General features: G+C 39.3%; 12 protein-coding genes. 1 reads left to right on the top strand and 11 read right to left on the bottom strand.

Annotated elements, in window-relative coordinates; translation table 11 throughout:
* Positions 1–9: 9 nt before the first annotated feature.
* From AC1EJ0_RS01715 to AC1EJ0_RS01700, 4 genes are all read right to left on the bottom strand, one after another.
* Positions 10–4176, bottom strand: a complete 4167-nt coding sequence (locus AC1EJ0_RS01715) for an AAA domain-containing protein (RefSeq protein WP_480023031.1) — start codon at positions 4174–4176, stop codon at positions 10–12.
* Between the two features lie 12 nt (positions 4177–4188).
* On the bottom strand, positions 4189–5334 hold the full coding sequence (locus AC1EJ0_RS01710) for a CD0519/CD1768 family membrane protein (protein WP_480023032.1): 1146 nt from the start codon (positions 5332–5334) through the stop codon (positions 4189–4191).
* A 19-nt stretch (positions 5335–5353) separates the two neighbouring features.
* On the bottom strand, positions 5354–6637 hold the full coding sequence (locus AC1EJ0_RS01705; RefSeq protein WP_480023033.1) for an L-cysteine desulfidase family protein: 1284 nt from the start codon (positions 6635–6637) through the stop codon (positions 5354–5356).
* A 262-nt stretch (positions 6638–6899) separates the two neighbouring features.
* Entirely contained in the window at positions 6900–7592 is a 693-nt protein-coding gene (locus AC1EJ0_RS01700; RefSeq protein WP_480023034.1) for a DUF898 family protein, read from the bottom strand.
* Positions 7593–7787: 195 nt separating this feature from the next.
* Here AC1EJ0_RS01700 and AC1EJ0_RS01695 point away from each other — a divergent pair, with 195 nt between their 5' ends.
* On the top strand, positions 7788–9434 hold the full coding sequence (locus AC1EJ0_RS01695; RefSeq protein ID WP_480023035.1) for a tryptophanase: 1647 nt from the start codon (positions 7788–7790) through the stop codon (positions 9432–9434).
* A gap of 89 nt (positions 9435–9523) precedes the next feature.
* Here AC1EJ0_RS01695 and AC1EJ0_RS01690 read toward each other — a convergent pair whose 3' ends face one another.
* From AC1EJ0_RS01690 to AC1EJ0_RS01660, 7 genes are all read right to left on the bottom strand, one after another.
* Positions 9524–9727, bottom strand: a complete 204-nt coding sequence (locus tag AC1EJ0_RS01690) for a DUF951 domain-containing protein (RefSeq protein WP_480023036.1) — start codon at positions 9725–9727, stop codon at positions 9524–9526.
* Positions 9727–9942 carry a putative Se/S carrier protein gene (locus AC1EJ0_RS01685; protein ID WP_058259991.1) on the bottom strand — a complete coding sequence of 72 codons (216 nt, stop codon included), beginning with the start codon at positions 9940–9942 and terminating at the stop codon, positions 9727–9729. The genes AC1EJ0_RS01690 and AC1EJ0_RS01685 overlap by 1 nt, the downstream gene beginning before the upstream one ends.
* Entirely contained in the window at positions 9942–10517 is a 576-nt protein-coding gene (gene yedF / locus AC1EJ0_RS01680; RefSeq protein ID WP_320603840.1) for a sulfurtransferase-like selenium metabolism protein YedF, read from the bottom strand. Before yedF ends, AC1EJ0_RS01685 begins: the two co-directional genes overlap by 1 nt.
* An 83-nt stretch (positions 10518–10600) precedes the next feature.
* A complete protein-coding gene (locus tag AC1EJ0_RS01675; protein WP_480023037.1) occupies positions 10601–11686 on the bottom strand; it encodes a hypothetical protein in 1086 nt (361 codons plus the stop codon).
* 1 nt (position 11687) lies between these two features.
* Positions 11688–12746 carry an S-methyl-5-thioribose-1-phosphate isomerase gene (locus AC1EJ0_RS01670; protein ID WP_480023038.1) on the bottom strand — a complete coding sequence of 353 codons (1059 nt, stop codon included), beginning with the start codon at positions 12744–12746 and terminating at the stop codon, positions 11688–11690.
* Complete coding sequence (locus tag AC1EJ0_RS01665; protein ID WP_480023039.1) at positions 12736–13374, bottom strand: class II aldolase/adducin family protein; 639 nt, start codon at positions 13372–13374, stop codon at positions 12736–12738. The genes AC1EJ0_RS01670 and AC1EJ0_RS01665 overlap by 11 nt, the downstream gene beginning before the upstream one ends.
* Entirely contained in the window at positions 13375–14265 is an 891-nt protein-coding gene (locus tag AC1EJ0_RS01660; RefSeq protein ID WP_480023040.1) for a PSP1 domain-containing protein, read from the bottom strand.
* Between the last annotated feature and the right edge of the window lie 2 nt (positions 14266–14267).

Below are 14267 nucleotides of genomic sequence, written 5' to 3'. Positions count from 1 at the left end.
AATCACCTTCTACTTCATATCGTTAAGTAAATCATCTATCGCCTTTGATGGATCGTAGTAATACTTTGTGCTTCTGATGCTGACAAAGTTCCAGCCAACTCTTTCCAAAATATCTCTCTTTTCCATTTGGTCGATGATTGTTTCGTCATCTATATCAAATTCTGATCCTTCTGCTTCTACTATAAATTTCTTATCGTCTTTAATTGCGAGTAAGGCTATGTTATATAGACCTGCTTCGACATTCGTTTTTACTTCGACGCCCCTTGCTTCAAGCTCTTTCTTAATGTCTTCTTCAAATGACGACAGCTCATATCTATTTCTTTTGTCAAAGACCATCTTGTCCTCAGGATTTATAAAGAACTCGATTAAAGTTCTTCTAATATCGCCTAGCTTTAGGTCCTTCTTGTAATCAAGCGAAGTGACTAAAACTACTTGGTCCTTGGCCCTTGATACTGCTACGTTGTATTTCTTCTTGTTCACATCGTAGGCGCCTTCATTTAAGACCTTCATCGCTTCGTCCTTGTCGTTTGAATCAACAGTCGTTAAGAAGATGATGTCTCTTTCATCGCCTTGGAAAGCTGCTGGTCTGCCGCATAAGATGTTTAGCCTATCATAATCTTGTAGGCTTAGCTTTTCTATAAGAAGCTTATCTATAAATTTAGCTTGATCTTCGCTCGCAAGCGATATTACACCGATTGTTTTGCCTTCATAATCAGGCTCGTCCTTTATCCTTAGGATTTCATCTGCAATGTAATTTGCTTCTGCCTCGTTCACTCTATCTTCATCTCTTATGCCATCGACCTTTACTAATTTAAGCGCAGGCTGAACCTTTGTCGATGATGACTCTCTTAGTGGCTTTATTATGCCATCGTAAGAAATGAAATTTGAGTAAGCAGCTATCATTGGCACGCTTCTAAAGTGTTCCTTAAGCGTTAAGACTGGGAAGCTTGTCTTAAGTATATCGTATAGAGATGAGTTTAAATCATATAAATGGCTGTTTGCCACCTTGTCTTTAATATACATATCTATAAGATTTCTTTGCTTGTCTTGGTCTATGCCGACCGCTTGTGGGCTTACTTGCTCATCGTCGCCGACTATGATAGCCTTTTTTGCTAATTGAAGTATAGGTATAGCCGAGATGTCTGCTTGAGATGCTTCGTCTATGATTAGATAGTCAAATTTTTGATTGTAATCAAGACTTTCAAGCGCCTTGTCAATGGTCATAATCCAAGCAGGAACAGCTCTTTGGCACTTCTTCATAAGCTCTTTAGCCTCTTTCTTTAGGCCAATCGCTTGCTTGCCAGTACCTTTACCAATCTTCTTCATTGTTAGCTGCCAGCCTTGTAGTGCTTGCTTTTTCTCTATATCGTCCTTGATCTTAAGCATAAATGAGTGCCATGCCATGTTCGAAGCGAGCTCTTTCGTTATATCATAAAGCTGCTTCTTGTACCAAGTCATCATCTTTTGATACTTTTCATAAGGCGTTCTATTTATCTTTGAGATGATGCCATCAAATTGCTTGTAATACCAGTTCTCTTCGATATTTTCAGGTGCATCTTTAAGTCCATGTATATCGAAGCGGTTATATATAAACTCTTTCCAAGTAGGTGCAACAGCTGCCAATTCATCAAGAAGTTCGTTTCTCTTCTTAAGTATCTTAATCTTTTCATAAGTCTTTTTAAGATTTTCAAAACTATCTCTATAGCTGTCGTAGTACTTAGTCTCAATCGCAGTATTCATTAATAAGAGTAAATCAGATTTATTATCTTCATCAACTTTTAATTTATCAAGTGTATCATCAAGCTTCGCCTTTGCAGGAATGTATTTTAAATCATATTCGTCAGCGAGTTCAATGTACTTTCTTAAATCGTTTTTAATCAGCTTCATCTCTTTAATAAATGAATCGTGCGGTGAAAGAACTTTATTGTTGACAAAGATACTGTTGACGTTGATGCCCTTGTCTTGCATTAGCTTAAATAAGGACTGAACGTTCTCGTCGTAGAACTTCATTAGCTTTGTGATTAATGGTAAATAGCTTAATAGTTCTTTATTTTCAATTAGCTTTTCTCTATCAAAATCATCATTTGTCTTGTATATAAGCTCGTCGAATAAGGCTTTTAGCTCAGCTATCTTGATATCTAGGTTGATGTTGACTATAGCGTCGTCCATATCCTCGACAGTTACTAGGCCTTGGCCGTTGATGCTAACACTTGTAAGTACTTTCTTCCACGAGTTTTTAAACATCGCGGATATACCCTTAATTTTTTTGCCATCAACAAGTCTTGATCTCATCTCTTCAAGTGACTGTCTTAGCTCTTTTTGATTCATATCAGCTGGGTAGATAAGTCTCTTGCCTCTTAGGTGCTCTACGTTTCTATCGTAGTAGTCATCAAGCTCTGTGATTAGCTCTGTTAGCCTAATATAGCTCTTCTTATCAGCATTTCCTGCCTTGGCACTAACAATGGCTTTTATCTGCCAATCTTCCAGCTCGTCAAGACTATTGATATAATCAATCTTCTCGTAGATATCACTAAAATCTTCATCGGCCTTGCCATTATATAGAGCATTTTGATCAAGGTAGACTCTTTCCTTTAAAGTGATGTTTCTTCTGATCTCTTCCTTAAGCGTCTTCGCTCTAAGAAGTGCTGCATCCATCGCATCTATAGTCTTTTCAAGATCTTCCGGATTAAGTATAGTGTTTGGATCTGGTAGACCTATATTTAATTCTTTTTCGTCCTCTCTAGTAAGTGCCTCGTTTGAGTAGTATAAAAAGTCTATGTCTCCCTTTGATATCGGTAGCGCCTCATATAGCTTAACCTCGCCCGGTATCTTGTTTAGACCGTCGTGATCATGCAAAAATCTTGCCGCGTCTATTGGGCTGAAGACTTCTTCACCTATATTAATACTCTTTAGCTCAGATGATTTGATGCTAAAGATTTTCTTTCTTGTTTCATTAAGTCTCTCGATAAGAATGTTTCTATCCATATTGAGCTTTTGTATCTTTTCTTTAAGCTCTTCTATGGAGTGATTGCTTATATAATCAGTGATCGAGTCGATGGACTTCTCCATGTCCTCGTTATTGTCGTCAATAGTCGATACGCAAAGGGCCCTGATCTCTTCTTGGGTCATGCTCTTTAGTACCGATAGTGCCTTCTTTGTTTGTGAAGCAACTAAAACAGTTTTGCCTCTTGCAAGTATATCGCCCAATAGATTCGCTATGGTATGCGTTTTACCTGTGCCCGGCGGCCCTTGCACCAAAACAGTATCGTAGTTAGCAATTCTCTCAGCTACTTCAAGCTGCTCCTTGTTCGCTTCTTTAGTGAATAAAACGCTTTGTGAAATGCCTTCGATGTTTCTGATCTTGTCCTCAAGCGTCTCAGCTCTTTCTTCTACTTCCTTTTCCTTGATGTTGACGCCGCATAGATTAAGTAGGCTCTTGTTCACTTCCGAACCCTTTTCTATGGATTCAATCATCTCGTCAAGATTTTGTATAAAATCAGTCTCTTTATTTCTTAAGAATAATAGTGGTCTATTAATTATTGTAAAAGCCTTATCCGTTTCGCTCACACCCGTCTCTTCATAAGATGAGTCCGTATGTAATCTCTTCGCCATAGACTTCATTAGCTCAGCCATTGACGCTGTGTCAAATGGGTGGTAGTAGTTCATGGAGATGTGCTCCATGATATTCTTTAGCTCCAAGTGATTAATACTGTCAATCATAGATATTAGCTTGATGTCAAGAGTCATGTCTCTGTTTGTATCGCGTATCGCTATACTATCTTTCCTTGAGTCAAAATCAATTGCCGCCCTCTTTATTAATATAGGATGATAGATATTGGCATCGTATTTTGATATTAAAATACCATTGGCAAAGACTAATTCATATAGGTGCGATTCGTTCTCAAGCTTGTAATATAGCTCTCTGAAATCCTTGAACAAATTTTGCACTCTAATATCTTCTTGCGTTTTTTGCGAATAAGGTCTAGTGATTCTAAGAATCACATCGCTTGTCGAATCGCTTCCGCAAGAAAAGTAGAGGAATTTATTGTTAAAGTTAATCTCGTCCAAATACTTGTTCCAAAGCTCATCCTTAACGTTTAATATAGGCTTGTACTTGTCGTCAATAGTTTGCCTAATGTATTTAAATAATGAAATTACTCTTTGTCTCTCGTCCATTTCTTCTCCTATCTATGCTAATAGTGTAAATAGTATGTGTGCTGAAAAGCCAGCTGCTAAGCCGCCTATAGTGTGTGCGAATATTGATTTGCCTGCTAAGTCGTTATAGCCAAGGGCATCCATCATCGCAATATGTGTAGAAAGATAACCTGACCAGCACATGCAGATAGCTGTGAAGACAGCTACGTCTGAAGCACTTGCTGCGCCTGTGTTAATAAGTTCAGGTACTAGACCTATGGCAGCTCCTGCTGAGCCAAGTGCTGTGATTGGAACGGCTATGCACTTTCCTGAAGTAAATCCAAAAATTGGTTTAATTATAAAACTTAATTTGTCCGCAATCATTGGAAGTAGCTTAACGCCTTCCTTTGCTGCGCCTGTGTAAAGCCCATCTGGTCCCGGTCCATTAGTTAGTATAAGTACCACAGTGCAGATAAGTATAACGCCCGGAACTATTGATAAGCCCATGTCTACACCAATCTTGCCTCCGTCTAGTAAGGCGTCTATGAATCTATTAAAAATCGATCCTTCTCTAACTGGTCTTAGGTCCATAGTTACCTTAGATGCGTCTGCATCGCCGACAGCCATCGCCTCAGTGCCAAATTTCTTCTTAGTAAATATCATCATAATTCTAACACTTACGATTGAACCAATGATTGCGCCTAAATTGCCTATAAGCGCCGCCTTTATGCTGCCGTCTATCTTTAGACCCATCATAGTAGTAGTCGTGATAAAGCCCATACCAAAGGCTGTGCCTATGTTTGTCAAGACTGGCACTTGATACTTTTTAAAATACCTTAAAAAGTTTTTGTCCTTGGCTAGAGCAAGTATCGATGGGTTGTCTGACAAGTAGCATGTCAAAACGCCGACAGATGCCGCCCCCGGCAAATCGTATATCGGCTTCATTAGCTTTGACAAGAGCTTATTGATTAAGGATATAACACCAAACTCACTTAGTATGGCCGATAGTCCTCCTGCCACAACGGCTATGGCCATGATATAGAAGCAGACTTCCATAAGCAAGGCATAAGCTGTATTCATAAAGGTATTGATTAAGTTAATGGCTCCCATCTTAGATGAAAGATAGTAGAAAAAGGCAAATAGTACTGCCAAAAAGATAAATGTTTCTAAGCTGATGGCTTTTTTAAATTTTCTTTCCATAATTTTTTCCTGTTAAAATTTATTTTATAATCTCAAGCATCACGTCGTCAACTCTGTTAAACGCGCTTCTGCAAAGAAGTCCAACGTTTTTGATAGTGTCTTCAATAGTGCCCGAAACAACTCCGACATTTTCCTTAGGAGTGCAGCCGTTAAGTGCTAAAAACGCGCTAAGAACTGCCTCGCCTGCGCATGTCGATAGCTTTAAGGCGCAAGTGTTTTTTGCCCCGTCGCAGATAAGACCAGTAAGGTTTGCAAACATATTTGAGCACGCGCCTTCGATTTGTTCGTCTGTTCCACCCATCATCATCGTGATGCCAGCTGCAGCACCAAGACCAGCTGCTATAGCGCAGCCGCACATGCCAGACAACTTTCCCGAGAAAGTCTTGACAAAACGATTGATGGCGTGACCGAAGTATATTGCTCTAATCATGTCTTCTTTATCTAGATCGAATTCTTCATATATTAAGTATATCGGTATGATAACGTTGATACCTTGGTTACCGCTGCCGCCGCTTGTCATAACCATGCAGTTACCGCCCGACATCCTCATATCAGCAGCTGCCGCAGTTAGTATCCTAGTCCTTGTATAGGCGTCATTTGAAATTATGTTTTTGTTCTCCATCTTCTTAAGACTTTGTCCTAAAAGATTCGAGTTCTTAAGCTTAAGTCCTTCATTTGCGGCGCGCATATTCATCTCAACGCCTTCTTCAATAAAGGCAAGCTCTTCCATTGGCGTGGATAAAACAAGCTCTTTAATCTTTTTAAGAGTAAGCTTTGACATAAATTCCTTCACATCGTCCTTTGCTTCGTCTAGCTTATTTTCATAAAGAACTTCGTCATCCACTTTTATGTATTCAACATTAGTATGTCCCTTTTGTAATAGGCCCTCTACTGTCATGTCGTCAAATTTTACACTCATCTTAACGTATATATCAGGTGTATCTTCATCGTAGCTTAGCTTGATATTTAAAGTCTCTCTAAGCTCTTTCGCTCTAGCTATCATCTCGTCAGTAAATTTAGTTAAAACAAGTAGCCCATCGTCCTTATTGCCTCCGCTTAGGCCCAAGATAGCCGCAAGGTCAAGACCGCAAGTGCCGGTATTAGGTATAGTAACGCTCTTACCATTCTTATAGATGTTCTTGCTAACAACTACATCGATCTCATTAGCCTTAGCAATGTCATCTTTTATGTACTTTTTTATAAACGCTCCAAGGTAACACACGGCGATAGGCTCGGTGCATCCAAGGGCAGGCATGGTATCTTCTTTGATGATATCAAGAAGCTCCTTTTCTTCATTAGTCATAGTATCACTCCTAAAAAATAATCTCCAAGATGATTATAACACAAAAAAGTCTTTACTTCAATGATTTTAAAAAGGAGAAAATGGTTTTTTATAAATAAATTTTGAGTGAAAAGAAAAATTGTTTTTAAAGCGCTCAGCTTAATGAAAGCCTTTTTGCTTTGATAAGTAAAATTGATATGAGAGGCAAAAAAAGAAGGGCTATATCGCCCCTCCTTAAAACTTTTTGTATTAAGAATATTTTTTGATAGCTTAAGTAAATATCTTAAGCAAAGTGTGTGTGCTTAACAATCCATTGTCTCATCTTTACACGAGTGATCCAGCCATATATACCAAAGGTAATGATTGAGAAGAACCACCATTTAATATAGTTACCAAATAATTGCATTGCTGTTCCATCGAAGTACAATCTTCTTCCTTCGATATATGTGTTATCTATTTCATATCTGTTAATAAGAACAATAGCCCACGGAAGCATAATTCCAAGTGTTACTATAGTTAGAAGACCTCCTAAAAGAATTCTACCTATATAGTCAAAGTAGCCGCCTCTAAACTCAGATGGCACTCTTGCATCGTAGTATTGATTGTTTTGAGCGTATCTATTGTCTCTGCGCCTATTGTTTTGTCTTTGTCTATTGCCGCTGCCTAAACTCTTTTGGCGATTGTCATTTCTTCTGCCGCCTCTGTTTTGTGATCTTCTTTCTTCATAATAATCATCTCTATAGTCATCTTGTGCGTAGTCATCTGCATATCCATCATCTGCATAGTCATCAGCATATCCATCATCTGCGTAGTCATCAGCGTATCCATCATCTGCGTAGTCGTTGTAGTCTTCGCCATAGTCTTCGTTATCTACTGCATCATAGTCAGGGCTAGTGTCTTGATTATAATCATAATCGTCATTATAATCTTGATTTTCTTTTATAGGGTCTAGGTCCCTATTTTCATTATCCTTCATGATAAACCTCCCTCAAATTCATTACAAAAAGTTTTACTATGCTATCAATTTACTATGTATTTATATCTTTATTATAATACATTTAAAAAGTTTTTGCAAGTTTTTTATATAATAATCTCTCTTGACTTTCATATGCTAAAAGCTTATACTAGAATTAGTGGACTAGGCTCACATAAAATTCAAAGGAGGTATATTATGAGTGAAAAATATCCATTAAATGTTCCTACGCCAACACACTTTACATATGTGGTGAAAGACCTTCCAAAGGTGACAGTAGAAGAGCGTGAAAAGGCACTTAAGGCGACTCACTACAATGAGTTTGCGTTTCCGTCGGGACTCTTAACTATTGACATGTTATCTGACTCGGGTACTACTGCCATGACTAACACTCAGTGGTCATCGATGTTCTTAGGTGACGAGGCATATGGCAGAAACACTGGCTACTACGTTCTTCTTGATACTTTTAGAGACATCTTTGAACGCGGCGGCGAAAAGAACTGGAAGAAAACTCTAGATCTAGTTAGAACTGATTGCAGAGACGTTAAAAAGATGATGGACGAAGTTTATCTATGCGAGTACGAAGGCGGCCTCTTCAATGGCGGCGCAGCGCAAATGGAAAGACCTAACTCCTTTATCATTCAACAAGGACGTGCTGCTGAATCGGTTCTTATGGAGATAGTTAGAAATATATTGACTGAGCGCCATCCAGGCAAGGTCTTCACTATACCATCGAACGGTCACTTCGATACAACTGAAGGCAATATCAAGCAAATGGGCTCTATACCAAGAAATTTATATAACAAAAAACTTTTATATGAAATACCTGAGGGCGGTAAATATGACAAGAATCCATTCAAAGGCAATATGGACTTAGAAAAATTAGAAGAGTTAATAAATGGCGTTGGCGTCCAAAACGTTCCACTGATCTTCATGTGCATCACTAATAACACTGTTTGTGGTCAACCCGTTTCCATGGCGAACATCAGAGAAGTAAATAAAATCGCTCACAAATATGACATACCACTTATCTTTGACGTGGCTCGTTGGGCAGAAAACTCTTACTTCATCAAAATGAACGAAGAAGGCTACGAAGACAAGTCCATCGCCGAGATAGCGACTGAGATGTTCTCATACTGCGACGGCTTCTGTATGTCAGCTAAAAAGGATGGCCACGCTAATATGGGTGGCATGCTAGCTTTTAGAGACAAGGGCCTATTCTGGCAAAAGTTCTCTGACTTTAATGAAGACGGCTCCATGAAGATGGATGTCGGCGTAAGACTTAAAGTTAAGCAAATCTCTTGCTACGGCAACGACTCCTACGGCGGCATGAGCGGCCACGATATCATGGCACTAGCTGTTGGTCTATATGAAAGCTGCGACTTTAATTACATGGATAGCCGTGTTAAGCAAGTTGAGTATCTTGCTCAAGGCTTCTACAAGGCGGGCGTTAAGGGCGTTGTCCTGCCTGCTGGCGGCCATGCAGTCTACATCAACATGGATGAGTTCTTCGATGGCAAGCGCGGTCACGATACTTTCGCTGGCCAAGGCTTTTCACTTGAACTTATTAGACGCTACGGCATAAGAGTTGCTGAACTTGGCGACTTCTCTATGGAGTATGACCTTAAGACGCCTGAGCAACAAGCTGAACTAGCTAATGTTGTGCGCTTTGCTATAGATAGGAGCAGACTTACTCAAGAGCACCTAGATTATGTTATAGCAGCTGTAAAAGCACTTTATGAAGATAGAGAAAGCATTCCAAATATGAGAATACTTTGGGGTAAGAACCTACCTATGAGACACTTCCACGCATTTTTGGAACCATATAAGCACGAAGAAAAATAATTTATATACGCTAATGGCGGCACTTAAAGTGCCGCCATTTTTTTGATGCGCGCAAAAAATAGAGATGCGAAATCATAATCGCATCTCCATCATCTTATGCTAATAAATTTTCCGTCTCTATAGATTTTTCTCACGTACTTCTCAAAGTCCTCTTTAGTAAACTCGATTACTCTATCGCATTTACTGCACTTAAGAGTGAGTGCTCCATCCATTGCGATGATTTTAAATTCATCACAGCCACATGGGTGGGCCTTCTTCATCTTAACAAGGTCATTTAACTTATATAGAAGCATTAGTAATCAAAGACCTCGCCTTCGATTTTCTTGTCCTCGATAAGTTTATTTACTCTATCAAGGTCATCCTTGTTAAAGACTATTGATAAGCCGCAAGACAAGCTAACGTGTCTTGGTGTTGGTATCATCTTGTACTCGATTGCTTCACTCTTAAAAACGCCTTCAGCAAGTATTGCGTGGTGAGTTGAGTTGAAGCTTAAAACGTATCTCTTCATTATGATAAAACTATGTTTCTATCTGCCTTTTCTAATGTTTCATAGATAGTGTACATATTAGAGATTTCGCCAACTTGAAGCTTTTCTTTTAAGCCGTAGAAGTCTAGACAAGTGCCGCATGAAATGATCTTAACGCCATTGTCTGCCATGTTCTTAATGTCTTCAAGCACTTCGCTGCCTTCACAAGTTAATTTAACTCCGCCATTGAAGAAAACTATAGTCTTTGGTAGTGGAGCTGTTTGTGAAACAGTGTACATGAAGCTCTTGATAAGTATTGCGCCAAGCTTTTCATCGCCGTGACCCATAACGTTAGTGCCTACACCTATAACAAATGTTTCGTCATCTGCTTTCACTTCAACAGCGTGATCTTTGTTGATAGTTACTTTGTAGTCTTCGCCCACTTCTTCAACTGTAGCCTTAAGTCCCATGGACTCAGCAAGTCTTGATAAGTTTTCAGTAGCAACCTTGTTATCTACAAGTGTGCATACTACACCTGTTTCCATTGCGTCCAATTCTTTCTTTGTTAATATAACTGGCTTTGGACATGCCAATTTTCTTGCATCTATTTCCTTCATAAATACCGCCTCCTACTTATAATTTATACTTAAAATAGATTTCTGTCAAGATATTTTATACTATTATAAATAATTCTTATACTTTAAGCTATCTTTATTGAATAAATTGTTATGTTCTCATCAGAGACTACAGCGATAAAGCCTCCGCTCACATAAATATTTCTTATATCCTCTTGCATATCCTTCATATAGTACTTAGCCTTATATGGTATATAGATTTCTCTTTCTGAGTAAACGATGTAGTCGTTATTATACTTAAGCATGCTCTTGACATTTTGATTAAATGTGTGTTCGTCAAGAACTTCAGCTTTATTATTAAGCGTCATAAGCTTATCGTCTGCTAGCAAATAGACTTTTGATCCATCGACAGCTATGTCCTTAAGAGTTGTGTACTCTTTTTTGAATACAATCGCATCCTCTTGCATATAGTATAGCGCCTTGTTTGTTGCGACTAGCTTCATGTCCTTAAGATCCGCGATAAAGGCAATGACTTCGTCGTTAAACTTGTAATAAAGTTTGTTCTCGCCCTTTCTATTGATCTCCTTGTACAAAGATGCCTTAATCTCACTTGAATACGGGTCGAAAGATGCTATCTGCATAGTCTTGAAGTCCTTGTCGACATTGTATGTGAGTATCGGGTTTAAGGCCTTGTATCTAAAGCGCTCAGTGAAGTCGTCGTCATAAGCACGTAGCGTTTCATTGAAGTTGTCGCTTAGCCAAGCAGTGTATCTGCCACCCTTTTCATCTATAAATGAGATTGCTTCGTCATAATTAAAATCCTTCACGTCCTTTAAGTCATCGTAGCTCAAAATATTGACAATGCCATTTGGCGCATCAGTCGAGTAGATGTACTTGTCCTTAAAAAGCACATTCGCAGTCTTCGCTTCAAAGTCCCTTCTCATCAGTTCTTCGTCGCTCATCCCAGTCATAACGAGAGTACCATCTTTATGATAATAGATGTGGCCATCTCTAAAGCAAACTCTCATATCCGAAGTCAAATTCCTTGAATAAACTTTATCAAGACTAAGGGTCTTCTCTCTCTTAAGATGAAGCTTAGTCAAAAAGCCGACTACTTTATCAGGAAAAGCAAAAGTCGCTGCAAGAAATAAGATTAAAACCACAGCTATAGTGATGAGTATTTGTTTGTAAATATTCATTTCCTTAAACATTTTAATAATAATCCACTTCTCCCATATTGCCATATGAAGCTAAATCATATGGTGCAAAGACGCCTCTGTCAGTAACGACTGCCGAAACTAGTTCTGGCGGTGTCACGTCGAAGGCTGGATAAAATCCCTTAACGCCCTTCATTACATGGCTCTTACCCATAAAGGATGTCGCTTCATGAGGGTCTCTCTTTTCTATACTTATATCGTCAATCGATTTACCTAAATCAGGTATGCCCGTTACAAAGTACGGTATACCCATGTATTTTGCGCAAATTGCGAGCTGCAAAGTTCCTACCTTGTTAACAACGTAGCCTTCCTTAGTGATGCTGTCAGCTGCTGAAGTGAATAAACTAATGTTTTTCTCCTTCATCGTCCACGCGCCCATATTGTCAGTGATGACTGTAACGTCCTCGCCTTGACTCCTTAGTACTGAGGCTGTTAGTCTCGCCCCTTGTAAGAATGGTCTTGTCTCTGGGCAATAAACTTTAATCTTTTTGCCGAGCTCTTTCGCTCTAAGCATCATGTAGCCGACTATGGTCTCGCCAAAGCACTGCGTCATGATGGCGCCTTCGTCAGGCATTAGCTTTGCTAAGTTCTTTGCCACCTCGTTTATGGCTGAGTACCTTCTCTCTAGTGACTCAACTGCTCCTTTGAATATCTCTTCGTATGGAACTAGGTCCTTCTCTATCGCGTCTTTGGCAATATCATAGGCCCTTTGTGTTACTTGCGCCATTCTAAAAGATGTTGTTTCTCTAGCATTGGCAAGGGCTAGCTTTGCTTCGTTCATATGCTTAATGAATTTACCTTCAGTAAAGTCTTTTGCTTCGTATGCAGCGAGTACCATGCCCATAAAAGCGGCTGTATATGGCCCAGCGCTTTGAGTAACCATGTTCTTAATCGCGTCTCTTACCTCTTTATAGTTAGAACAAATTTCGTAGCGCGTTTCAATCGGGTAGACTCTTCTATCAAGTATCTTAACCTTGCCGTCTTCAAACCAAGCAACGTTCTCATACTTTAGCATGAAGCCAAGGTCTTTGTCCATCCTATCTTTATTGTCCATAGGACTTCATCCTTTCAATAACTGCATCTATATCTTTTTTGCTTAATACGTGAACATCATCTTCGAAACGCACTATGTGATACATCTTCGCGATGTATTCTATGGTTCTAGCATTAGAGTAGGCTTCTCTAAGGTCCTTGCCTAGTGCTAAAACGCCGTGATTAGCTAGTAAACAGCCCTTTCTATCGGCAAGTGCTTTAAGAGCCTTCTCAGCTAAATCTTGCGTGCCGAATGTAGCGTACTCAGCGCACTTTATGTCCTCACCGCCAAGGTCAGCCATGATGTAGTGAAGCGCTTCAAGTGGCCTACGAAGTGTGCTGTAGCTAGTTGCATATATCGAGTGCGTATGAACTATGCTTCTTATCTCGGGTCTGTTCTTATAAACAAGTGCGTGTAAAAATGATTCTGTCGATGGCTTGTTCTTGCCCTCAAGTATATTTAAATCAAGGTCCATAACCACAAGGTCATCAAAGTTCATGTGATCGTATGGAATGCCAGATGGTGTGATAACCATCGCCTTTTCATCTGGGTCGTATATACTTAGATTGCCAGCTGTACCGACGCTTAGCTCATCTATAATCATCTTTTTAGCATATTCAATAAGTAATTTTTTATCTTGTATAAACATCTAGTCACCTTCTATATTTTTAATATCTTCATTATCATCGTCTGTATATGATTCTTGTACATAATTTCTATCGATTTTGCCTGTGTCCTTAACTTCATCAGCAAAAGTCAATATAACTTTGCCAACGTTGTCGCCTTCCTTTAGCTCGACCTTTAAGGATTGCTTAAGAATGTATCTGTCGATAACAACGCCCTTGCCTTGCTCAGTGATAATTATTGCGCCTATCCTTGGCATCTTATCAACTAATTCATTATATTGATCCGCCTCATAGTTTAGGCAGCACATAAGTCTACCGCAAAGGCCAGATAGCTTGCTTCCGTTAAGCGTTAGGTCTTGGTTCTTCGCAAGACTTATGCTTATAGGTGAGAAGTCACCCAAGAATGACGAGCAGCAAGTCTTTCTGCCGCACTTACCAACTGACGGTATGCACTTTGCTTCGTCTCTGACGCCAACTTGTCTAAGCTCTATACGCATTTTAAATATTCTTGCAAGATCCTTAACTAGCTCTCTAAAGTCAACACGGCCCTCAGCTGTAAAGAAAAAGATAACTTTGTTTAAATCAAGAGTGAAGTCAACGTCAAGTAAGTTCATTCCAAGACCATATTCTTCATTCTTTTGAACAAATATCTCTCTCGCTTCAGCCTTTCTCTTATCATTGTCAAGCTTTTGAGCAATGTCCCTCTCAGTCGCCTTTCTGATGATCGGCTTAAGAGGTATGCCAAATTCATCAAGGTCTATCTCCTTGTTTGCGATGACAACATCACCTAGCTCAAGACCTCTAACAGTCTCAACTACGACCTTGTCATCAGTAGTAAATTCTTGCTCCATAGGATCGAAGTAAAAAATTTTTCCTATGGGCTTAAATCTTACGCCAATTATTTTTTTATTCATTT

This window comes from Fenollaria sp. C0166D3 (assembly GCF_056590255.1).
The sequence above is the reverse complement of the archived record's forward strand: the minus strand, read 5'-3'. Positions and strand labels throughout refer to the sequence as shown.